Raw genomic sequence first — 21,838 nt, forward strand, 5'->3', positions numbered from 1 at the left:
ATATTTTAGATAAAATTCAAAAAAAGTACTTTTCTTTTTTGGAGTAAAGTACTTCTTTGTGTTTCTCTGGAGACTCCCTTCCGAAATGCGTGATTGCTTGTGGTCCGCCATGGGACCGCCTGGAGCCAAGGTCTCCAGGCTTGAAAGCCTCAAAAGCCCCGTAACCGCTGAAGCGGAACGGGGCCTAATTCGCATTTCATCCTCATTCATGGCTACCCCGCAATCACGATTTCTGCAGGGGGTTCGATCTTACCTATTTCTTTAAGACGCCGATTACTTTTCCGTTAATACGGACATCGTTAGGGTTCATCATAATTGGTTCGTAATTATCATTTTCAGAAATTAGTAATACGGAGCTTCCCATCAACATGAATTTCTTCATGGTTGCTTCTTCTTCGATCAAGACGATTACGATATCACCATTATTGGCGGTTTCTTGCTTGTTAATGATGACTAAGTCTCCTTTTTCAATTCCTGCTCCAATCATACTGTCTCCGGTTACGCGCAGAGCAAAAGTATTTTGCGGACTCATGAGCCAATTTTCCATCAACAATAATGACTCCCCAGCCTCGGGAACAATAGTTGTGGGGATACCGGCTGCTACGTTTCCAACTATGGGAACTTGTACTGAAGGAGTCTGTTCCAATGTTAAGTATGAATCTAAATCCATGATTTCAATATTGGATGTATCTTTTTTATCTTGTAAATAACGATATTTGCGGTTATGACGGAAGTCTATATAACTCTGTTCATATTTGTTGGTTGGTAAGAATTGTGGCTGACATGGTGGTACATCGGAAATGGTTTGCCCACTACGATCGAATAGTAAAACTTCCAAACCGTTTGTTACGATTCCATACCTCACACGCGGTTCTGCCTCCATATAAGACTGTAATTGGATTTTTGCTTCATCAAGAGATTGTCCGAATGCTTTTAGCTCAGCAAATACATAAGGGATTTTCTCGCCATTATGGTTAATGGAGACAACAACATCTACGTAACCTTTTTTGGAAAACTGTTGAACTGAAAATTCAATACTTATTAACTCTAATGGGTAGCCAAAAGTTAAGTTAAGTTCACGTATCAACCATTGACGAATAACTTCTTCTTTTGAATTAATATCTAATATTTCATTTGTCAGTTTATATTCTGGGATTGGGATAGATTCAAAAGGATGGAAGGCTGAATCTTTCATCATGCGAAGTGATTTGAGATTGAGGTCCTTAATAAATTTGGATGGTCGGCGCACAGAAGACATATAAAGCAATTCATTTGCCCGAGTCATTCCAACATAAAGCAATTTCCGTTCTTCTGAATCATAGGAATCATCATCATCCATACGATATCTTTCGTTAGGTATAACACCTTCATCAAGGTTGATTAGAAAAATAACTTTAAACTCTAAACCTTTGATTGAATGCATGGTGGTTAACTTTACTTTATCTTGGTAAAAGTTGGGCTGAGATTCTGTCAAAAGTTCGCATGGGATACCAGCTTTTTCTAAGGAAGTAGCGGCACTCTCCACCAATCTTTTTTCTTTTGCGACAATACATATATCGCGGAAAGGATAGTCAGAATTTAGACTTTTTATTTCCTTAATCAAATAATCTGCTTGATTCTTATCGTTGAGAAAAAAACGATAGATAGGTGCATGACCATGGCGGTCAATCAGTGCCGGTTTTACAAAATCAATATTACCTAGAATTGATTCATCATGCTCAATTAATGAGTAGGCTGCTTTGGAAATTTCAGTTGTTGTTCGATAGTTTTTTGATAAAGAACGAGATTTTCCACTCATATCATAGCCAATAGTTGTATAAGGTCGACCCTTACCCAACCAAGAATGAGAATAAATACTTTGAGTATTGTCCGCCACAAACATGATGGATGCGTAAGTTTTATCGGAATGCAATAATTTCAAAAATTTGATTTGGACAAGAGAAAGATCTTGGCTCTCATCGATAATAATATGGGTGTAAGTAGGATGATCTAAATAAGTAGCTTCTTCAAGGGCAAGTTTATTCATTATTTTAAAATCTACGAATTTTTTATCTAAGATCATCTGTTGGTATAAATCTTTCAATGCAAATATTGCCTCACGGATATCAGAATTCTTATTTAATTTTTGTGGATTATTACCTTGGCCACCACTAGAGCGACCGGTACGATCAATTTCTTGGTAAGTTTCAACATCTGGAATATCACAGGAAAGGATCCAACCAATTTCATCGAGAAGGAAATTACTAAATTTAGGAGAGAGAAGACGCACATTTTCATACTGGTCTTTTAATTGGAGAATGGCATTTTGCAAGGTTTTTCGTTGTATATTATTGTCTGCTATTTCATAACGGCACTTGTGACGCTTTTGATATTTTTCAAAATAGCTAAACATAAGCTTGTCGATATTTTTAATCGCAATTTCACTATTAGCAGTAAAGAGGTTTGAGATGGATTCGTCTTCTGCATTTTCGAGTTGCTCATATTGGTATTTGATGAACTGAAGTAAAGTTTTGTTATAAGTAACAAGGAGAATTGAATCAGCTTCCTCCGGACAATAGTGTTGTTGTAGAAATGTTAAACGATGTATTGCAACAGTGGTCTTACCGGAACCCGCAACGCCTTTTATTAAAGAATGGCCATTTGGTTCCAATTCTATTATTCTACGTTGTTCCAAGTTAAGCTTCATTTGACGAACTCCTCTCCTGCGATTTCCGTAAATTCATTATATTATCATTTAAAATATAGTTATCATTATTATTATAACATTTTATAAAACAAAAGTTAATTTAATTATTAAAAACGTTTTCTTTAAAAGAGAATATACAAAAGTACTAATGATTCTGTGAAACAAACAGGAGGCTACACTATCTTAATTAGTTAAACATTTATTCAATATGCTAATATATAACTATTAGTAAATCGAAAGAGGAATAACGATGAAAAAAGAAATCCGCGTAGTAGGAGCAATTATAAAATCAGACAATAAAATCCTTTGTGCGCAAAGAGGTCCAGGGAAATCATTAGCCTATTTATGGGAGTTTCCTGGTGGCAAGATTGAAGCAGGGGAAACGGAGAAAGAGGCTCTTGAGCGAGAAATCCGTGAAGAATTACTTTGCAAAATTGATGTAAAAGATAAAGTTACAACGACACGTTATGAATATGATTTTGGGTTTGTAAATTTAACAACTTTTGAATGTGATTTGCTGGAAGGGGAGCCTTCGCTCACTGAACATGTTGCGGTTAAGTGGCTTTCAGTTGAGGAACTAATGACATTAGATTGGGCACCGGCTGATATTCCAGCAATAGATATTTTGATGGGGGCAAAGACGATTTAGTGGAGAGAAGGTAGTCATGTGTATACGTTAGTCAATAATACGAGTCAGAAGAATTTATTAGATGAGTTGACCCAATCTTTAGAAGGTTGTCGACGTTTCTATTTTAATGTTGCCTTTGTCAGTTATTCGGGAGTTCAGTTATTACTGGATAGTTTTAAGCTTGCAGAGGATAAGGGCATCACGGGTAAGATAATTACGGGAACTTATTTAAATTTTACCGATCCAAAAGCTGTTCGGAAGTTGAAGACTTTCAATGATTTTGATGTGCGCGTATTTTTAGCTACGGAAACACAAGGGTTTCATCCTAAGGCGTACATTTTTGAATACGATGATTATTACAAAGTAATCGTAGGCTCATCGAACTTAACTAACTACGCTCTTAAAAGTAATATCGAGTGGAATCTCCAGGTTATCGCAAAAACAAATGACTCTAATGAAGAGTTTTTGAATTATTTAAAAGATAGCTTTGACCAAATTTGGGATAGTAGCCTCGAAACGACGGAAGATTTCTTACTCCAGTATGAGAAACATTATCGTGGCGTTCGTTATCAAGATTTGGTGAATTCTCCTGACATTGATACACGTAAAGTGTTTACTTATCCATTAGGACCCCGTCTAACACCGAATAGCATGCAAAAGAGTGCCATGGAAGAACTTGCGTTGTTACGTGAAACAGGGAGCCAACGGGCATTAGCTGTTGCGGCAACGGGGACTGGTAAAACCTTTATGGCAGCGTTCGATGTTCAACAAGTGAAGCCGAAGAAAATGCTCTTTTTAGTTCATCGAGAAATGATTCTGGAAAAGGCCATGGAATCTTTTGCGAAAGTTGTAAATGTCCCTAAGAATAAAATGGGCCTTTTGACGGGAAATAAAAAGAGTTATGATGCGGATTATTTATTTGCGACGATTCAAACAATGGGAAGGGAGTTCTACAGTTATCGCCCAGATGAATTTGAGTACATCGTCGTGGATGAAGCACATCATGCTACGAGTCCTTCTTATCAAAAAGTATTAGAGCATTTCAAACCGAAATTTTTATTAGGAATGACGGCCACACCAGAACGCTCTGATCAAGGAAATGTTTTCGATCTTTTTGATAACAACTTGGCGATTGATATTCGTCTTCGTCAAGCGCTTGAAGAGAACTTACTGGTTCCTTTCCATTATTATGGTATTACGGATCAAACCAATGTTGACTTGAGCAATGATAAATTAACACCAGACCAAATTGCGGAAAAATTAAACGTAACGAGTCGTGTTGATTACATCATCGAGAAAATGAACTTCTATGGCCATGACGGTCCAAAGAGAAAGGCGCTTGGTTTTTGTATCACGAAAAAACATGCGGAATTTATGGCTGAAGAATTTAATAAACGTGGTATTCCGAGTGCTTATTTAACAGGAGAACATTCTGAAGCGGAACGGATGCGCCAAATTAAACTACTGGAAAGTGACACGGATAAATTAAATATCATCTTTACAGTGGATATTTTTAATGAAGGAATTGATATTCCAAGCGTTAATACCGTGCTGATGCTACGTCCGACTGAATCCGCAATTGTTTTTACACAACAACTGGGACGTGGTTTGCGCAAGGCTGAACAGAAAGAATTCTTAACTGTTCTGGATTTTATTGGCAATTATAGTAAATCATTTTTAATAGCGATTGCACTTTATGGATCCCGTTCGGTGACAAAGAAAGAAATTACACATGCTGTTCGCAAAGGCTTTAGAAATATTCCTGGTCCAACTAATATTCGTATGGATGAAATTGCTCAGAATCAAATTTTAGAGCAGCTAGAAAATGAGAACTTTTATGCATTGAAGTATTTAATAGAAGACTATCAAGCCTTTAAGAGTGCTTTGGCGGGAAAAATACCTTTCCGTCTGCAAGATTATTTGACCTTGGAAGGGGCACCAGATCCCGTTCTGTTCTTTAGTAAATCAGTTTTGAATAACAAGTCAGATAACTACATTGAATTTTTACAAAAGGTCGAAAAGAATAATGACTTGGTTCAAAAATTAGCCTCTAATAAAGGATTTATGGAAGTCTATACAAAACTGTTGAGTTACTTTCCTTTAAAACGCCCGCATGAGTTTGCAATTTTAGAACTGTGCTTTAGCCAGGATCACTTTACTTTAGATGAAGCATTACAACAAGTTAATCGTTACGTTGAAGGAGAACAAAGCGATGCAACGAAACATGCTTTGGAGACTTTTAACCTCAATTACGCGGATATAAATGAAATCCACGGCATCAAAATTGTTGAAGAAGTTGCCGACAATCAGTATGCTTTCAATAAGGACTTATTAAAGTGTTTGAAGGATGAAGAAGCAGGACCGTTTATAAGTGATGCTATTCATTATGGCCTGATGCGCTATAGAAATGAGTTTGGTCATGAGAATTTGGGTTATCCATTCTTACGTTTATACAGTGAATATTCACAACGCGAAGTTGGAATGATGGCGAACTACCGTAATACCCATTCTTCTTTTAGAGGAAGTACCTTACAAAATAAATTAGGTGGCAATCATTATTTCCTATTTATTGACTTGCATAAAGAAGTAAATATTGACGAAAGTATTAATTACAAAGATAAATTTATTACGCAAAAACAATTTCAATGGGAAAGTCCGAATGCTACACGTGCAAATTCAGAACGTGGGAAAGATCTGACTGAAAATCACTCCCGAGGAAAAACGATCCATCTCTTCGTGCGTAAATTTAAAACGGTGAATAATGTCACTCAACGTTTCACTTATATCGGCCAAGCAAATGCGATTTCTCATCAAAATGAGAAACCGATTGAAATTCAGTACCAATTAGAAGATAAAATGCCAATTGAACTCTACCAAGAATTTGAACCTGAGAAAGCAGTGTTTTAATCCCGAAAGGAGTCTTCCATGCATTATAAAATCATTCCGACCTCAGAACTTAAACAAGTAGTAGATTTAAGACAGTATTGTTTTGAACCGCCGCACGCGAATACGCCGGAAGAGGATATGTTACCGTGGCTGGAGAAGGGTGTAATTATCGGTGGCTATGACGGGGATAAGTTGGCGACACAACTCGTTGTCTTTCCTTTTGTATCAAATGTTTTTGGTGTGGAAATGAAAATGGGCGGCATCGGTTGGGTATCGACTTATCCGGAGTATCGGACGGGTGGGCATACGTCCCAACTTATGCGTGAATCTCTCGTGATGATGCGGGAAAATGGGCAGGTCTTGTCTACCCTCGCACCTTTTTCGGATGCGTTCTACCGCAAATTCGGTTGGGAAGTGTATTTCGAAAACACGGAATACCGGATCTCGGCAGATGAATTGACATTGCAGGCACCTGAAGCTGGCGAAGTTGTTCGCTTTAGCTATCGGGAAAAAGACGAATGGTTTGAGAAAATGAGAGCCTTTCAGCATCAAGCTGCGAAAACATTGAACGGACACGTCCTCCGCGATGAAACGTGGTGGGAGCGTCTGGAAAGTCGGGCACCTGAAGATCATTTTGCGGCCAGTCTGGATGCGGAAGGCAAGATTGAAGGTTATATCCGTTATAACATCAAAAATGAAAAATTTACGGTGAAAGATTTCTATACGCTCAATTATCATGCGGAAAAAGTACTGTGGGGCTATATTCGTTCGCATAGTTCGCAGGTGGATGAGGTTGTTGGCACTGCGCCTGCCAAGGATTCTTTTCCGGTCCTTTTCAAGGAACCGAATATCAAACGGAAAATTTATTTCGATAAGATGATCCGGATTGTGGATGTGGAAGCTTTCTTGAAACAGTATCCGTTTGTGATGCTGGAAGAAACTTTGTTCGTGAAAGTAAATGATTCACAGGCGGAGTGGAACGACGCCTTTTTCCGAATTGCTGTTGATGGTTCGGTGGAAAGGGTGTTGGAGGCGCCGGAAGATAAAGTATTGCGGATGGATATTGGGCCGTTTTCTACGCTGATGGCTGGGTTCCACGGGATTGATTGGTATGTGCGGAATAGGACAGCGGTTGTGGATGCTGCCATGGTACCTATGTGGCGTAAGGCGTTGCCGACTGGATTCCCGAGTATGAACGAGAACTTTTAGGAGAGGGTAGTGGATGTTATGGGAAAAGCACTATTGGTCGTGAATCCTTCGTCGGGTCATGAAGTTGGGAAAGAATATGCAGAAGCAGTCGAACAGAAGATGCAGAAAAAGTATGATGAAGTCGTCGTAAAGTATACGGAAAAAGCGGGCGATGCGACTGCATTTGCGAAGCAGGCTGCTCGGGATCGTTTTGAGGCTGTATTCGTTATGGGCGGCGATGGAACTGTGAACGAAGGTGTCAATGGACTGGCGGAAGAGGAATTTCGTCCGAAGTTTAGTTTTATTCCGCTCGGGACAGTGAATGATCTGGGTCGTTCTTTAGGGATTTCTATGGACCCGGACGAGGCTGTAGCGCAACTGGATTATTTGGTAGAGAAGAAACTGGATGTTGGTAAAATTAATGATAAATATTTTATCGATGTGGTGGCAATTGGGACGATTCCTGAAGCTGTCCAGGCTGTTGAACCAGAACAGAAAACTAAATTGGGGGCATTCGCCTATATTCTAGAAGGTTTGAAGGCTGTTCGGGATAATAAAAGTTATCATTTTTCCTTGGACATTGATGGTGAGCGTATTGAACAAGAATCAATGGCTGTTTTGGTGGCATTGACGAATTCGGTTGGAGGTATGGAAACGTTGATTCCGGAGGCGTCCTATGATGATGGCAAGCTGCACTTGATCGTTTTGAAGGGTGATAATTTAGCGGATAAGCTCGGACTGCTGCCAAAGGTTTTCTCTGGCAAGGCACTTGATGACGAGAATGTTATATATCGCTCGTTTGAAAAAGGGCGCTTTGCAGTTGAAGGTGCGGTTGATTTGATTACAAATGTGGATGGTGATCCTGGTGATCCATTGCCATTGGAGATTTCTGTACTGCCACAACATTTGACAGTGTTGGTTCCGAAGTAGGACTAGGTGGTTGAAGAGAGCTTGTTGGCCTTTTAGGGCTGATAGGCTCTTTTTTTGCAAAAAAACGCGAAAGATTGGTCTTTGGGACGAGAGGGGAGTATGCTTACAGTGATAAGAGTATATTTATTGAAGTTTTGATAAATGACCTTTTCAAAGCCTGGAGATTAGCAAAAACTTTAGGGTAGAATCATTATGAGGAGGGGATTCAAATGGAAAAGACTTACCTTCTAATTACTTCTTTTATAATCATCAGCCTTTTAGCTTATTTCAAAGTCCAAAACCTAGCAAACCTGGTCCTGGTTCGTATCGCCCCCGATAATGAAGACCATTAACGGAATCAGTCTCATGAACAAGTTGATGCGGTGAGAAGTAGTGGCTTCGCTGTTTGCCAGTATGTATGTTGTGTATGATGGTTAATTAAGAAACGCCCCTGCTTCCTGATGTTAGGAAGCAGGGGCGTTCGATTGTCAATTCCTATGAAGCCTCTGTTACGGTATCGCTGTTGGCTGCTTTGATGCGTTCATGGTCTAGTTCGCCTTCGCCGTAAGCAAGGATCATGGCGATGGTTGCGTCAGCATCCACATTAAGGATGGTCCGGAACATGCCGGAGAACCAGTCGATACCTGCCAACAAACCGATACTCTCTGGTGGCAAGCCAAGTGCCGGGATAACAATTGTCAGTGCTACAAGACCACCGCCAGGAACAGCTACGGTTCCCAAAGTGGCTAGCGTTGACAGGGTAACGGTTTGAACTGCGTTTGCCAGGGTGAAGTCCAGGCCGTAAAACTGCGCCAATGTGATAGCGGCAATGGCAAGGAAAAGCGATAAGCCGTTACTGTTCATTGCCATGCCCAAAGGTCCAACCAATTGAGAGATGCGACGGCTGACACCAAGTTTATTTTCTTGGTCTTCCATTTTGACCGGCAATGTAATCGCGGACGAAGTTGTCGTAAAGGCCATGATGGTCATGCGCGATAGGCCTTTTGCGATATGGACCGGATTCACCTTCGTAATTGCGGCTGTAAGGAAGGTCCAAAGTACCAAGAAAATGGCTGAACCGATTGCCATCGCCAAGAGGAACTTGGCCAGTGGTAAAATAACACTCAGACCGATAACGCCGGTTACATTGGCCAATAAAGCGAAAATACCCAGAGGTGCCAATTTCATAACGGTCGTAACCAATTGCAGGATTACCTCATTGAATTGGGAAATCGCTGTTTTCAAGATAGTCAGGTCTCGACGTGTACTCAAGATGCTGATGGATAAACCAAATAGTAAGGAAAAGATAATAACTTGAATCATGTTACCGGTGCTCATGGACTGGATAACATTGGATGGGAAAAACGCTAAAATGACGTCCGTCAAACTGCTTGTCATAGTTGTTACTTCGGCAGTGGTATCGATTTGCATGTCAACTCCGGCTCCCGGTTGAATAAGATAACCAAGCGCCAAGCCCAATGTCGCTGCAATTGCAGTTCCGCCCAGGAACCAAGCAGCCATTTTACCACCGAGTTTACCCAATATTTGTGGATCTAGCGTCCCGACTGCCTCGATTACTGCCCCCATGATCATGACCACTACAGCCATTTGAATCAAGCGAAGAAAGATTTGTCCAATCACTTCAATTGGTGCAATCGCTGGTCCGAAAATCAATCCGGCGACAATCCCCAATATCATTGCTATCATAATTTGATTGGTCATGCTGATATTTTTTAAACGTTTCATCTAAATTCCTCCTTGTAAAAGAAATGATAAATTAGTTCAACGATAAAATTAAAAACAATCAATAATAATGACTAACCCCCCTCGACCACGCGTGTGATTTTACTGAATGCGTTATCATTTTCGTGCAGTTCCACCGACCTCCTTCATTAATATTCAAACCTATAAATTCCCCCTTTTTACATTTGGCTTAAATATACAGCGCTTTCAATAAAGGTTGTATGACGTTTTATACAAATGTGAGGGTATGATTTGTTCGAAATGGACAAAAGGTAGGGTCGTAATGCTTCCCATTATGGAACTTATTTTCTATATTTGAGTCTTTTGTTCACAACTTATTAGGTTTGGGCCGGAGTTATGCAGACCGTTGAGGGAGCACTGCTTAACTATGATGGGAAATTACGAAAGTTATGCATTAAATAAAAAAACGGTTGCATTTGTATAAAAATAAGAGTATGTTATTAACATAGTTATAGAAAACGGTTTCGTTTATCGATTTCTAAGATGGGAGTTGCGGTAACAGATGGTACAGAAAAGGGCGACAATCAAGGATATTGCCGAACAAGCTGGTGTCAGTGGAACAACTGTTTCTCGCTACTTAAACGGTAAGTTTAACTACATGTCTGAAGAAACCAAAAAAAGAATCGAGATCGTCATCGACGAAGTAGGTTATCGGCCGAGTAATATTGCACGAACTTTGAAATCCAACAAAAGTAAATTAGTGGGAGCTGTTATTGCTGATATTGAGAATCCTTTTTCAAATAAAATTATTAAAGGATTAACCGATAAAGCAAATGAATTAGGCTACTCTTTAATGATATCGGTTTCAAATAACAGTGTCGAAAAAGAAAACGAAAGTATCGCCCGCTTCCTGGATAACCAAGTGGATGGATTAATCATTAACACAGTGGGGGAAAATGAGCCGACATTAAAAAAAATTCAAAAACAAATCCCATTGGTGTTGATTGATAGGGATGTAACGAGTTTTAAAGCAGACGTTGTTACTTCCAATAATTACGAACTCGGCATTGAATTAATGCAACACCTTCTTGAAAATGGATTTAAATCGATTAGCTTCTTCACGGAACACATAGGAAATAATACGGTAAGGGAACTCCGATATAGAACATTCGCTGATACGATGAAAAATAATCCGCAGATAAACGGAAAAACTTATAGTTTTGATCGGGAGGATATCGATAGGGTTGCCGAAATGTTAGAAGAATTCTCCGCTTCACCCGAACCTCGCGTGATTTTTGCAAGTAATGGATTGGTTCAATTGAGTGTTTTAAAGGCAATGCGGAAAAAGGGTTTAAAATTCAAGGATTTCAGTTTATGCGGCTATGATGATTGGGACTGGACACCGTTAATCGGTCGTGAAGGCATAACTGCTCTTGCTCAAGATTCGTACGGATTGGGAACAACGTCCATGGATTTATTGATTAAGAGACTCGAACAAAATAGCAAAACCAAAAAACCTATAAAAATAAAAGTACCAGGTGGACTGGTGATTCGTGGCTCTACCAAACCAAAGTAAAGTAAATATTTTTTTGTTCCTTTGTTTATCGATAAACAAAGGAACAATATAACATTACACCTCTGTTGAATTGGTAGGAGAATATTTTTAGTCCCTTATGTTTATCGATAAACAAAAAAGCATTAAAGGAGGCGATGCTTATTCGCGACAGATATTTCAAGAAGAATACCCATATCAGTAACGGCATTATTAATTATTGGATTCAATAACAAAAACAATCTATTTTTAAAGGAGCGAAATGAGTATGGAAATAATAATCGGAATAATCCTGTTGATTACCTACTTTGGTTTGATTTACTTTGCAGCCAAAGGTGGAAACTTAATGATTGGCTTTGCTTTTATGGCTGTGATTTGGGTCGCGCTAAGTATCTTTGGTGGACAACTGACATGGAACGATGCAATGGTAAATATTTTCCAAGGTGGACCGGAAAGTTGGGGGCCGACAGCTGTAATTGTTATCTTTGGTAGTTGGTTTGGACGTATATTGATTGAAACGGATATCGCATCCACGTTGATCAAGAAAACAACGGAACTTGGTGGAGATAATCCAATTTGGACAACCATCCTTTTGACAATTGTTACAGGTATTATTTTTACTTCTACGTTTGGTGCCGGAGCGGTTGTCGCAATCGGTGTGATTATCTTACCTATCTTGATGTCATTGGGAGTGCCAAAAGTGTTAGCGGTTACTTCCTATCTGATGAGTGTCGGGTCAGGGATGTACGTTAATATCGTCCTCTTCAAACAAATGCAAGCTATCTTTAATGGTTTCGAATATGACTGGACCTATCTACGTTTTGGTTTCAGTGCTATGGCAATTCAATTGGCGGTTATTATCTTGATGTTAGTAGTACGAATGAGAAAAGGGGCAACACATGCCTGGGCCGCTCGTGCGGATTCATTGGTTGTCGAGAAGAAGAGGGATGAGGTTCCAGGGATTGCATTGATTACCCCGTTAATTCCTGTTGCGTTGGCAATTTTCTTGGGCTGGCAACCAATTCCAGCGTTCATTGTTGCTTCAGTTTTTGGTTTAGCTGTGACAGGAAAATTACCAAACTATGCAGCGGGTTCTCGCTTGATCACGCGTACCTTTTACGATGGCGTAGTTGACGTTGCTTCTTTACTTGGCTTCCTGTTTATCTTGCCTATGTTCAATAAAGTGGCGGGTGTAGCAGCGCCATTCTTTGAAGCTATTATCGGGGGTGCTATTCCACAAAGTACGTTGGGCTTAGCATTGATGTTCATGATCGCAGCACCATTGGGTTACTTCCGTGGTCCTTTGACTGTATTCGGTGCAGGTGCAGCAACAATTGGTGTTATTAACAGCATCGGTAGCTTTAGTCCGCAGTTGCTCTTCCCGTTGATGTATATTCCAACAATCACAATGAACCTATCAACAGGTCCAACGCAATCTTGGAACTTATGGGCTTTGAACTACTCGAAAGTTAGCGTTAAGGACTTCTTGAAGAGTGGTGTTCCTTGGGCATGGTTAATCGCCGTACTCAATATCGCTGTAGCGTACTTTATGTTTGGATAATCAAGGGAGGATAAGAGAATGGCAAATTCTAGAAAAGTTAGGGTCGGAATAGATGTTGGCGGTACGCATACAAAAGCGGTCGCAGTTGATAATGAAACACATGAAATTGTAGGAATTGGTTCAGTTAAAACAACGCATGATGATGAATTAGGGGTATCTGCTGGTGTCATTGAAGCATTTCGTAAATGCTTGAATGAGAATAGTATTTCCCCAGATGATGTTATTTTTATTGCTCACAGTACAACACAAGCTACCAACGCATTGTTGGAAGGGGATGTAGCTGAGACCGGTATTATCGGAATGGGTAAAGGCGGTTTTGAAGGGTTCTTGGCGAAAAGACAAAGTAACATCCCGGATATCGTTCTGGATGATAGCGGTGTACATAAAATCAAGACCCATCATCGTTATATTAAATTGAAAGACTACAGCCAGGAAATGGTAGAAAAAACGTTGGATGACTTACAAGCAGCTGGAGCACAAGTAATGGTTGCTTCCGAAGTATTCGGGGTTGACGACAATCGCGAAGAGCAAGAAGTAAAAAAATTAGCTAAAGCACGTGGCATCGAGGTTTCGGCAGCAAGTGATATCAGTAAAATGTATGGACTGACACGTCGAACCAGAACCGCAACCATTAATGCCTCTATTTTGCCAAAGATGTTTGAAACGGCTGACAGCACAGAGAAAAGTGTTCGCAACGCTGGTATCAATGTTCCTTTAATGATTATGCGCGGTGATGGTGGGGTTATGGATATCGATGAAATGCGGAAAAGACCTGTTATGACAATGCTTTCTGGTCCAGCAGCTTCCACGACTGGAGCTTTGATGTATTTGAAAGCTTCCAATGCCATTTTCTTTGAAGTGGGTGGAACAAGTACCGATATTGGTGTAATCAAAAATGGCCGTCCGATGGTAGATTATTCTGTCGTAGGTGGGCATAAAACCTTAATTAGTTCTCTGGACGTTCATGTATCTGGAGTTGCTGGAGGAAGTATGGTTCGGGCTGACAAGAAACAAATCGTCAATGTCGGACCGCGTTCGGCACATATCGCCAAACTACCATATGCTGCATTTACACCTGTAGAAGAAATCATCAATCCAAAAGTGGTAAGGGTTCAACCACTTGCAGGTGATCCAGGAGACTACATTGCCATTGAATCGGAGAATGGTAAACGCATAGCAATTACCGTAACATGCGCGGCCAATGCATTGAAATTGGTTGGTCCGGAAGACTATTCTTACGGAAACTATGAATCTTGTGTTAAAGCCATTGAACCATTGGCAAAAGAACTCGGTAAAACGATTGAGGAAGTTGCGACTGATATTTTAGAAAAAGCTTCCGATATCGTTATCAAGGTTATTGAAAATCTGGCTGCCAAACATAAAGTTGAACGTGATCAAATCCAACTTGTCGGTGGTGGGGGTGGAGCGACTTCATTGCTACCATTCACTGCCAAGAAAATGAATTTGAATTATCAAATTGCAGACCATGCAGAAGTTATTTCTTCTATTGGTGTCGCTTTAGCCATGGTTCGGGATGTGGTTGAACGTGTTGTCCCAAATCCAACCGCTGAAGATATCGCTCAAATCAGAGCGGAAGCCGTCGACAGTGCTGTGAAATCAGGAGCTTCCCCTGACACAATTGAGGTCCAAATCGAGATTGATTCACAAACCAATCAAATTCGAGCAATTGCTATGGGATCGACAGAAATGCAAACAACTGATTTAACTAAGGAAGTGGATGAACAAGAAGCGCGTGAAATTGCCGCGGAATCATTGAAGGCAAACCCATTCCAAGTGAACTTATTGACCAAGAACGAATCCTTCTTTGTATTCCAAATGGAAAAAGATGGTCAAAATCAGATTCGATTGGTTGATAAAAAAGGATTCATCAAGGTGCAACGTAGTGATGGTACAGCTGTCAAGACGACAACAGCCGGGTCACGTAATGTTGCGGACAAGCTATGGGAAGAACTTTCTGTTTATAAATCAGATATTAAATTGACCCCAGATATTTACTTGTGTATCGGTGGTAAGGTGATGGACTACAACGGAATGATGGACTTAAATCAACTGCACATGGTCATGGATACTGAACTCATGGTTCGTTCAAGTGCAGATGAAGTCATAGTTATTGGAGCGAAGAACAACTTATGATCAAGGAAAAAATTCAGACGCTGATGCAGTTGCCGCTTGAAGTATTTGGTAGGTATCTTTTCACACAAGATCCATTGGATGGTAAATTGAGCAACGAACAAAAAGATGACATCTTTCGTGAGGCATCCCAGTGTGGTGTGTCTCTCAGCCAAGAATTGAAAAGTAAGTACGGAAACTGTTCAATAGATGAATACATCAAGGAATTGGAGATTCAATTAACTTATAAGGATTCTCATAATGGTCTGGAATACATTTATTTTGGAACGTATCAAAAGCCAAATAAAATGACGATTTATAAAGAAAATATCCAAAAAGGTCAAGATTTAGTGGAGCAAGAAGAAATTATGGCACTGCAAGGACTGAACCTTGAGGATATCGTCAAGGCGCATGAACTATTCCATCATTTTGAAGAACAACGCAAAGATTTGTATGTCAATATGCATAAGATTACATTGTGGCGGTTGGGGAAATATGAATATAAATCCAAATTAATTGCCCAAGCCGAAATAGCTAGTATGGCGTTCGCTCAAGATCTCCTGGGACTGCCTTTTTCCCCTAATGTCTTGGATGTGTTGTTATTATATCCACATAATAAGGAACAAGCGCAAAAAGTATATGACAGTATCATGAGTCAACAGCAAACTGTACAGTAAGGAGATTGAGATGAAGATACAACTAGCGATTGATCGGGTAACAATTGAAGAAGCAAAGCGTATCATCCATGAAGCAGAGCCGTATGTAGATATCATTGAGATTGGGACGTCATTTTTCAAGGATTATGGTTTGGAAGCTTTAAGGGAACTCCGGAAGACCACTTGTAAACCGATACTTGCCGATATCAAAACCATTGATGAGGCGGAGTATGAATTCCGCCAGATATATAAGCATGGTGCCGATATTGCGACGGTAATGGGTGCAAGTGCCTTAGAAAGTATTCGGATTTGCCAAAAAGTAGCCAAGGAATATGAAAAAGAATATCTCATTGATACACTGGAAATTAATGATGACAAGATGGTTCAATTACAGGAATTCGATGATGCGATTATCGGCCTTCACTTGGCCAAAGACAAAGCGGGTAATCTGCAAAGCTATCTACAATCTTTTTTTGAAAAACATAAATTCACTAACTGTATTGCAGTTGCTGGCGGCGTCACGTTGGAAGATTTACCGTTATTAAAACAAGCTGGAATTGCTACTGTCATTGTCGGTAGCAGCATTACTAAGAGCGAGGATATAAGAAAGAGTGCAAAACAATTTTGGGAGTCGGTGAATAAATGAGTGATTACTTGATGCAAATTGTTGAGGAAGTCGGAACGGTATTGGAAAAAGTGGACCGCGTGTCAATCGAGAAGACAGTGGACCTTATCCAAAAAGACGGTCGCATTTTTGTGGATGGAGAAGGGCGTTCAGGATACGTTGGGAAATGTTTTGCCATGCGCTTGATGCATTTGGGATTCGAAGTTTATGTAATGGGTGAAACAAATACACCGAGTTTCCGGGATGGTGATGTGTTGTTCTGTATCTCGGGATCGGGAAATACAGGTTCGGTATTATTGAACGCTGAAAAAGCGCAAAAAGTGGGAGCGGAAATTGTTACAGTGACCAATAATGAACAATCATCCCTAGGGATGGTGGCTGACCATATTATTAAATTAGATGCCACTGTCAGAGGCGACCAAGAGAACCGGAAATCGATTCAGTTGCTTGGGTCGTTATTCGATCAAGCGGTTCATCTTTTATTGGATAATATTTGTCTATTAGTGAGTGAGCGTGACCGAATATCAAATGAAGCAGCGACTCAATTGCATGTTTGATTAATATAAGAGAGGAGGCGGAAATGTGAAAGAAGTATTGTTGGTAGGCGAACCTATGGGATTGTTCATCGCCGAAGATTACGGCGATTTAAAAGAAATCACGCGCTTCACCAAAGGAATTGCTGGAGCGGAAGTGAATGTCGGGATTGGATTGGCCCGTTTGGGATTACCGGTTAATTATGTTTCCAAGTTGGGTAATGATCCATTTGGCCAGTACATTTCTGAATGTTTGGAACAAGAAAAAATCGGGACAGAATATATTTTATTTGATGAGCTTTACAAGACAGGTCTCCAAATTAAAAATAAAGTAAAAGATTGTGATCCAGATGTTGCCTACTATCGTAAAGGGAGTGCATTCTCCACGTTGACGAAGGCTGAGGTGGATGCCATTGATTTCACTAAAGTGGAAGTTTTCCACATGACAGGGATTCCACCGGCTATCAGTCATTCTACCCGTGAGGCAATGTTCTACCTTGCTGAGAAAGCGAAGGCACATCAATGCTTAATTACCTTTGATCCTAATCTGCGTCCTTCACTATGGGAAGACGAGGGAACGATGGTCCAGGTTTTGAATGAATTGGCTAGCTTTGCAGATGTCATTTTACCAGGAATTTCTGAAGGGAAAATCCTTACTGGTAAAAGTCATCCTGAGGAAATTGCTGCCTTTTATCATCAACTAGGTGTTAAAGTAGTCGTTATCAAAAATGGTAGCCATGGCGCGCTGGTTCAAGAAGTTAATAAATCGATGCAAGTAGTTGCAGGTTACAAAGTAGAAAAAGTTATTGATACAGTAGGCGCAGGAGATGGTTTTGCGGTTGGAATCATTTCGGGTTATTTAGACGGATTGCCGCTAGAAGAAGCAGCAAAACGTGCTAATGCAATTGGTTCATTGCAAGTGCAAAATATTGGTGATAACGAAGGTTTACCAACCCGGGATGAACTGCAAGCATACATGGAAGAAAGATTATTATCAGGCGTTTTGTGAGTGAAACTATCAGATAGGTATGATCCTTTTTAAGAGGGTCATACTTTTTTTTATACAATATGGTGTCTTTTGTCGGGAAGAGAGGCTTGTCGTTATTGGATTTTATTATCGTTTGATAAAATAAATGGAAGTTAATACAGGAGGGGTGATTGGATGTTTTTGGCTTGGAATGAGATTAAGCATGCGAAATTGCGTTTTGCCTTGATTATCGGGGTTATGACTTTGGTTTCTTATCTGGTGTTCTTCTTGGTGGGGTTGGCTTATGGGCTGGCGATGGACAACCGGACAAGTGTTGATAAATGGGATGCTTCGGGAATCGTTTTGACAGACGAATCGAATGCTAATATAAATATGTCCATGATGCCACGAAGCTTGGCGGACGATGTGGATGCAGATGAGGTCGCTGTTTTGGGACAGACAGCAAGTGTGGTTCGTAAAGAAGGCGAGACTGGTGAGGATGCCAAAATAAACGTGACGTTCTTCGGGATTGAAAAAGAGCAATTCATCATGCCGGAGGTTATTGAAGGGGGAGCGTTTGAAGAGGATTATCAGGTCGTAGCGGATATTAGTTTGCAGGAAGAGTTCGGTATTGGTTTGGGCGACACGCTCAAGATGGCTGGCTCGGACTTGGAAGTTGAAGTAGTCGGATTCACGGAAAATGCAAAATTTAATGTCGCACCTGTTTTATATACAACCGTGAATACGTATCAAGATGTGCGCTTTGGTCAGGTGGATGATTCTGAGGAAGGACGCATTAGTGCACTGGTCGTTAGGGACGATGCGCTGTCTGAATTCGATTTGGAAAATGATGATCTGCGCTTTTATTCGATTAAGGAATATATTGAAGAGATTCCTGGCTATATGGCGCAAGTGTTAACGTTTGGCTTAATGATCGGGTTTTTGATTGTCATTGCGGCAGTTGTGATTGGTATTTTCATGTATGTGCTGACGGTGCAAAAGTCCAGTATGTTTGGTGTAATGAAAGCACAGGGGATTTCGACTGGGTATATCGCTAAGTCGGTCGTTGCACAGACGTTTATATTAGCGGCGGTCGGTGTCAGCATTGGTTTACTTTTAACAGTTGGAACATCGTTGGTATTGCCAACCGCGGTCCCGTACTCGACAAATGTACTTTTCTTGGCGGCGATAACGGTGCTATTGGTATTGTTTGCGGTACTGGGGGCATTCTTCTCGGTACGTGCGATTGTCAAAATAGATCCGCTGGAAGCGATCGGTTAGGGGGCACTTATGAAATTAATTGAAGCGGTGGATGTTTCGAAAAAATTTAATGATGGTGGTAACGAAATCGAAGCACTGAAGGCAACTGATTTTTCGGTATCGGCGGGTGAATTCGTGGCGATTATCGGACCGAGTGGCTCAGGTAAGAGTACGCTCTTGACAATACTTGGTGGCTTGCAGACTCCTACGACGGGTAAGGTTGAGATTCAGGAAAAAGCGTTTAGTGAGGTCAGTGACAAGGAGCGCAGTAAGCTGCGGTTTGAGGAGATTGGTTTTATTTTACAGGCTTCGAATTTGGTTCCTTTTTTGACAGTTAAAAACCAGTTACGCTTGGTTAATAAAGTGAATCGTTCGAAGCTGGATCGTGAGAAGATTGAGGAATTGTTGAAGAGTTTGGATATTCAGGAGCTGGCTGGGAAGTATCCGAGTGATTTGTCGGGTGGGCAGCGCCAACGAGTTGCGATTGCGCGAGCGTTGTATCATGATCCCGCGGTGATTTTGGCGGATGAGCCCACTGCGAGTTTGGATACGGAAAAAGCTTTTGAAGTGGTGGAGATTCTGGCTCGGGAAACGAAGGATAAGCAAAAAGCCACGATCATGGTTACGCATGATGAACGCCTGATTTCATATTGTGACAAGGTTTACGTCATGAAAGATGGCGTATTGAGTGAGCGTAAGTAGAAACAGTGCACAAATAGCAACAAATAAACCAGGAAGGGCTGATCCCTTCCTGGTTTATTGCGTTTATAAGTAGCGTTGGTCATAACCGAGTCTTTCGGAGGCGTCGGCTGCCGCATTTTTGACGATAGCCGCGAATTCGGTGCGTTTGTATGGCTTCATTCGTTTGGCGGATCCGACAACCGACAGTGCAGCGACAACTTTCCCGGTATAGTCAAATATTGGAGCCGCGATGGAAATCGTGCCTTTGGTGAATTCTTCGCGGGCAGTCGCATAACCGTTATTTTTGATGTTGGCCAACACGGTCCGCAATTGCTCGGCGTTGATGATTGTTTTTTCAGTATAAGGGGTTAATCCCTTGGCGATAATTCTTTCGGTTAATTCCGGATCGCTGAAAGCCATCAAGACTTTTCCGGAGCTCGTACAATAGGAAGGGTTGCGTCTACCGAGATGGGTTTTGATCCGGGTTGGGTGGGTCGCTTCTTCTTTATGGATATAAATCGTATCGAGTCCATCCATGATAGCAAGATGGGCGGTTTCGCCTGTTTGTTGGACAACCTGGTTCAAAACAGGTGCGGCTTCTTTATGGATATCCATATTGTTAATAAGGACGCCGGCCATTGTCAAAACGTTTGAACCCAGATGGTATTCTTGTGTTTCTGGATCTTTCGTCACCAAACCTTCTTCTGCTAAGGTGGCCAACAGACGGCTCACCGTACTTTTGCCTAAATCCAAGTCCAGAGCAATATCACTCACTCGTTGTGTCGGATTATCGGCGGTGAAACTATTTAATATACGCGCGGCATTTCGAACAGAGCTTAAAGTATCGCTACGCTTGGCTACTTTTTCCATAGTCATCCCCCTAATCGTGTAACCGTTTTCTTCATTTAATATCAGTATACACGATTTTTATCAAAAAAGTTTAAATCTTTCGTTTTTGTTGCATATAGCGGAACAACACCCTGTTTTTTAAAAAAGAAAACCCTTACAATAAAGTCAGTTAAGAAATAAACGAATAATATTTATCCAACATCACGATAAAGTTGTAGGGGGAAAGCCAAATGGATATCAAAGATTTAGCGGATCATCTTGCAAGTGCCCATGAAAAAGGTACAGGGGTCCAACCAATAATTTCCATCAAACCTGATATTACAATTGATGAAGCATACCATGTGCAACTGGAGACGATTGACCGCGAAGTTAAAAACGGAGCAAAAATCACCGGTAAGAAAATTGGCCTAACTTCAGTAGCTGTTCAACAAGCGCTTGGCGTGGACGAACCGGATTACGGTCATCTGCTGGATAACATGGTAATCGAAAACGGTGGAACGGTTCCAAGGTCAGCGTTGCTGCAAGCGAAGGTTGAAGGTGAGATTGCTTTTATCCTGAAAGATGAACTGAAAGGACCAAACGTTACCCCAATGGAGGTTCTCCAAGCTACGGATTATGTTTTACCGGCTCTGGAAATTGTTGACAGCCGCGTGGCAGACTGGAAAATCACCTTGGCGGATACGGTAGCGGACAATGCTTCCAGTGGGCTTTATGTCCTGGGTGGCAAACCAGTCAAAATAACGGATGTCGATTTGAAAATGGTTGGCATGAATCTTTATAAAAACGGCCATTTGGAAAACACGGGAGTCGGAACAGCGACCTTGGGAGATCCAGCAATCTGTGTTGCATGGCTGGCCAATAAGTTGAGCCAGTATGACATTACCTTGAAACCAGGCGAAGTGATTTTATCCGGAGCATTATCTGCGATGGTAGTGGCTGAACCAGGTGACTATTTCCAGGCTAAGTTCTCGGATTTAGGTGAAGTAAGTGTGCATTTTGAAAAGTAGAAGATAGAAGGAGGAT

At 40.9% G+C, this 21,838-nt stretch carries 18 protein-coding genes; 15 read left to right on the forward strand and 3 right to left on the reverse strand.

Features of this window, described 5'->3' with window-relative positions:
* Positions 1–253: 253 nt before the first annotated feature.
* The gene (lexA, locus tag ACTVAI_RS02980) at positions 254–2,686 is read right to left on the reverse strand and encodes a transcriptional repressor LexA (protein WP_443485847.1); all 2,433 of its coding nucleotides are present in this window, start codon (positions 2,684–2,686) and stop codon (positions 254–256) included.
* A 250-nt stretch (positions 2,687–2,936) separates the two neighbouring features.
* On the opposite strand from lexA, the gene ACTVAI_RS02985 reads away from it, so the two are divergent.
* The 5 genes from ACTVAI_RS02985 (at position 2,937) to ACTVAI_RS03005 (ending at position 8,650) form a co-directional block, all read left to right on the forward strand.
* Positions 2,937–3,335, forward strand: coding sequence for a (deoxy)nucleoside triphosphate pyrophosphohydrolase (locus ACTVAI_RS02985; protein ID WP_443485848.1), 399 nt, complete (start codon positions 2,937–2,939; stop codon positions 3,333–3,335).
* A gap of 18 nt (positions 3,336–3,353) precedes the next feature.
* Complete coding sequence (locus ACTVAI_RS02990; RefSeq protein WP_443485849.1) at positions 3,354–6,221, forward strand: DEAD/DEAH box helicase; 2,868 nt, start codon at positions 3,354–3,356, stop codon at positions 6,219–6,221.
* An 18-nt stretch (positions 6,222–6,239) separates the two neighbouring features.
* Positions 6,240–7,409, forward strand: a complete 1,170-nt coding sequence (locus tag ACTVAI_RS02995) for a GNAT family N-acetyltransferase (protein WP_443485850.1) — start codon at positions 6,240–6,242, stop codon at positions 7,407–7,409.
* Between the two features lie 18 nt (positions 7,410–7,427).
* A complete protein-coding gene (locus ACTVAI_RS03000) occupies positions 7,428–8,318 on the forward strand; it encodes a diacylglycerol/lipid kinase family protein (RefSeq protein WP_443485851.1) in 891 nt (296 codons plus the stop codon).
* A gap of 209 nt (positions 8,319–8,527) precedes the next feature.
* Positions 8,528–8,650 carry a hypothetical protein gene (locus tag ACTVAI_RS03005; protein ID WP_443472497.1) on the forward strand — a complete coding sequence of 41 codons (123 nt, stop codon included), beginning with the start codon at positions 8,528–8,530 and terminating at the stop codon, positions 8,648–8,650.
* Between the two features lie 142 nt (positions 8,651–8,792).
* Here ACTVAI_RS03005 and ACTVAI_RS03010 read toward each other — a convergent pair whose 3' ends face one another.
* Complete coding sequence (locus ACTVAI_RS03010; RefSeq protein WP_443485852.1) at positions 8,793–10,043, reverse strand: dicarboxylate/amino acid:cation symporter; 1,251 nt, start codon at positions 10,041–10,043, stop codon at positions 8,793–8,795.
* A 520-nt stretch (positions 10,044–10,563) separates the two neighbouring features.
* On the opposite strand from ACTVAI_RS03010, the gene ACTVAI_RS03015 reads away from it, so the two are divergent.
* The 9 genes from ACTVAI_RS03015 to ACTVAI_RS03055 all read left to right on the forward strand — a co-directional run bounded on the left by ACTVAI_RS03015 (position 10,564) and on the right by ACTVAI_RS03055 (position 19,987).
* A complete protein-coding gene (locus tag ACTVAI_RS03015; RefSeq protein ID WP_443485853.1) occupies positions 10,564–11,577 on the forward strand; it encodes a LacI family DNA-binding transcriptional regulator in 1,014 nt (337 codons plus the stop codon).
* Between the two features lie 244 nt (positions 11,578–11,821).
* A complete protein-coding gene (locus ACTVAI_RS03020) occupies positions 11,822–13,114 on the forward strand; it encodes a gluconate:proton symporter (RefSeq protein WP_443485854.1) in 1,293 nt (430 codons plus the stop codon).
* Positions 13,115–13,132: 18 nt separating this feature from the next.
* Entirely contained in the window at positions 13,133–15,268 is a 2,136-nt protein-coding gene (locus ACTVAI_RS03025) for a hydantoinase/oxoprolinase family protein (RefSeq protein ID WP_443485855.1), read from the forward strand.
* Positions 15,265–15,921 carry a hypothetical protein gene (locus ACTVAI_RS03030; protein ID WP_443485856.1) on the forward strand — a complete coding sequence of 219 codons (657 nt, stop codon included), beginning with the start codon at positions 15,265–15,267 and terminating at the stop codon, positions 15,919–15,921. Before ACTVAI_RS03025 ends, ACTVAI_RS03030 begins: the two co-directional genes overlap by 4 nt.
* 10 nt (positions 15,922–15,931) lie before the next feature.
* Complete coding sequence (locus ACTVAI_RS03035; protein WP_443485857.1) at positions 15,932–16,546, forward strand: orotidine 5'-phosphate decarboxylase / HUMPS family protein; 615 nt, start codon at positions 15,932–15,934, stop codon at positions 16,544–16,546.
* On the forward strand, positions 16,543–17,082 hold the full coding sequence (hxlB, locus tag ACTVAI_RS03040; RefSeq protein WP_443485858.1) for a 6-phospho-3-hexuloisomerase: 540 nt from the start codon (positions 16,543–16,545) through the stop codon (positions 17,080–17,082). The genes ACTVAI_RS03035 and hxlB overlap by 4 nt, the downstream gene beginning before the upstream one ends.
* A gap of 25 nt (positions 17,083–17,107) precedes the next feature.
* A complete protein-coding gene (locus ACTVAI_RS03045) occupies positions 17,108–18,067 on the forward strand; it encodes a sugar kinase (protein ID WP_443485859.1) in 960 nt (319 codons plus the stop codon).
* Between the two features lie 153 nt (positions 18,068–18,220).
* On the forward strand, positions 18,221–19,306 hold the full coding sequence (locus ACTVAI_RS03050) for an ABC transporter permease (RefSeq protein WP_443485860.1): 1,086 nt from the start codon (positions 18,221–18,223) through the stop codon (positions 19,304–19,306).
* A 9-nt stretch (positions 19,307–19,315) separates the two neighbouring features.
* Complete coding sequence (locus ACTVAI_RS03055) at positions 19,316–19,987, forward strand: ABC transporter ATP-binding protein (RefSeq protein ID WP_443485861.1); 672 nt, start codon at positions 19,316–19,318, stop codon at positions 19,985–19,987.
* A 63-nt stretch (positions 19,988–20,050) separates the two neighbouring features.
* On the opposite strand, the gene ACTVAI_RS03060 is transcribed toward ACTVAI_RS03055, so the two are convergent.
* A complete protein-coding gene (locus ACTVAI_RS03060; RefSeq protein WP_443472493.1) occupies positions 20,051–20,836 on the reverse strand; it encodes an IclR family transcriptional regulator in 786 nt (261 codons plus the stop codon).
* A gap of 209 nt (positions 20,837–21,045) precedes the next feature.
* Between ACTVAI_RS03060 and ACTVAI_RS03065 the strand changes: the two genes are divergently transcribed.
* On the forward strand, positions 21,046–21,822 hold the full coding sequence (locus tag ACTVAI_RS03065; protein ID WP_443472492.1) for a 2-keto-4-pentenoate hydratase: 777 nt from the start codon (positions 21,046–21,048) through the stop codon (positions 21,820–21,822).
* The last annotated feature ends 16 nt before the right edge of the window (positions 21,823–21,838 follow it).

The organism is Jeotgalibaca sp. A127 (assembly GCF_052266745.1).
Taxonomy (GTDB): domain Bacteria; phylum Bacillota; class Bacilli; order Lactobacillales; family Aerococcaceae; genus Jeotgalibaca.

Excerpts from the sequence above, each read along its gene's own strand:
- ACTVAI_RS03030 (WP_443485856.1), top strand. The coding sequence starts at position 15,265 with ATGATCAAGGAAAAAATTCAGACGCTGATGCAGTTGCCGCTTGAAGTA.
- lexA (WP_443485847.1), bottom strand. The coding sequence starts at position 2,686 with ATGAAGCTTAACTTGGAACAACGTAGAATAATAGAATTGGAACCAAAT.
- ACTVAI_RS03005 (WP_443472497.1), top strand. The coding sequence starts at position 8,528 with ATGGAAAAGACTTACCTTCTAATTACTTCTTTTATAATCATCAGCCTT.
- ACTVAI_RS03050 (WP_443485860.1), top strand. The coding sequence starts at position 18,221 with ATGTTTTTGGCTTGGAATGAGATTAAGCATGCGAAATTGCGTTTTGCC.
- hxlB (WP_443485858.1), top strand. The coding sequence starts at position 16,543 with ATGAGTGATTACTTGATGCAAATTGTTGAGGAAGTCGGAACGGTATTG.
- ACTVAI_RS03060 (WP_443472493.1), bottom strand. The coding sequence starts at position 20,836 with ATGGAAAAAGTAGCCAAGCGTAGCGATACTTTAAGCTCTGTTCGAAAT.
- ACTVAI_RS02995 (WP_443485850.1), top strand. The coding sequence starts at position 6,240 with ATGCATTATAAAATCATTCCGACCTCAGAACTTAAACAAGTAGTAGAT.
- ACTVAI_RS03010 (WP_443485852.1), bottom strand. The coding sequence starts at position 10,043 with ATGAAACGTTTAAAAAATATCAGCATGACCAATCAAATTATGATAGCA.
- ACTVAI_RS03035 (WP_443485857.1), top strand. The coding sequence starts at position 15,932 with ATGAAGATACAACTAGCGATTGATCGGGTAACAATTGAAGAAGCAAAG.
- ACTVAI_RS03015 (WP_443485853.1), top strand. The coding sequence starts at position 10,564 with ATGGTACAGAAAAGGGCGACAATCAAGGATATTGCCGAACAAGCTGGT.
- ACTVAI_RS03055 (WP_443485861.1), top strand. The coding sequence starts at position 19,316 with ATGAAATTAATTGAAGCGGTGGATGTTTCGAAAAAATTTAATGATGGT.
- ACTVAI_RS03025 (WP_443485855.1), top strand. The coding sequence starts at position 13,133 with ATGGCAAATTCTAGAAAAGTTAGGGTCGGAATAGATGTTGGCGGTACG.
- ACTVAI_RS03000 (WP_443485851.1), top strand. The coding sequence starts at position 7,428 with ATGGGAAAAGCACTATTGGTCGTGAATCCTTCGTCGGGTCATGAAGTT.
- ACTVAI_RS03065 (WP_443472492.1), top strand. The coding sequence starts at position 21,046 with ATGGATATCAAAGATTTAGCGGATCATCTTGCAAGTGCCCATGAAAAA.
- ACTVAI_RS02985 (WP_443485848.1), top strand. The coding sequence starts at position 2,937 with ATGAAAAAAGAAATCCGCGTAGTAGGAGCAATTATAAAATCAGACAAT.
- ACTVAI_RS03020 (WP_443485854.1), top strand. The coding sequence starts at position 11,822 with ATGGAAATAATAATCGGAATAATCCTGTTGATTACCTACTTTGGTTTG.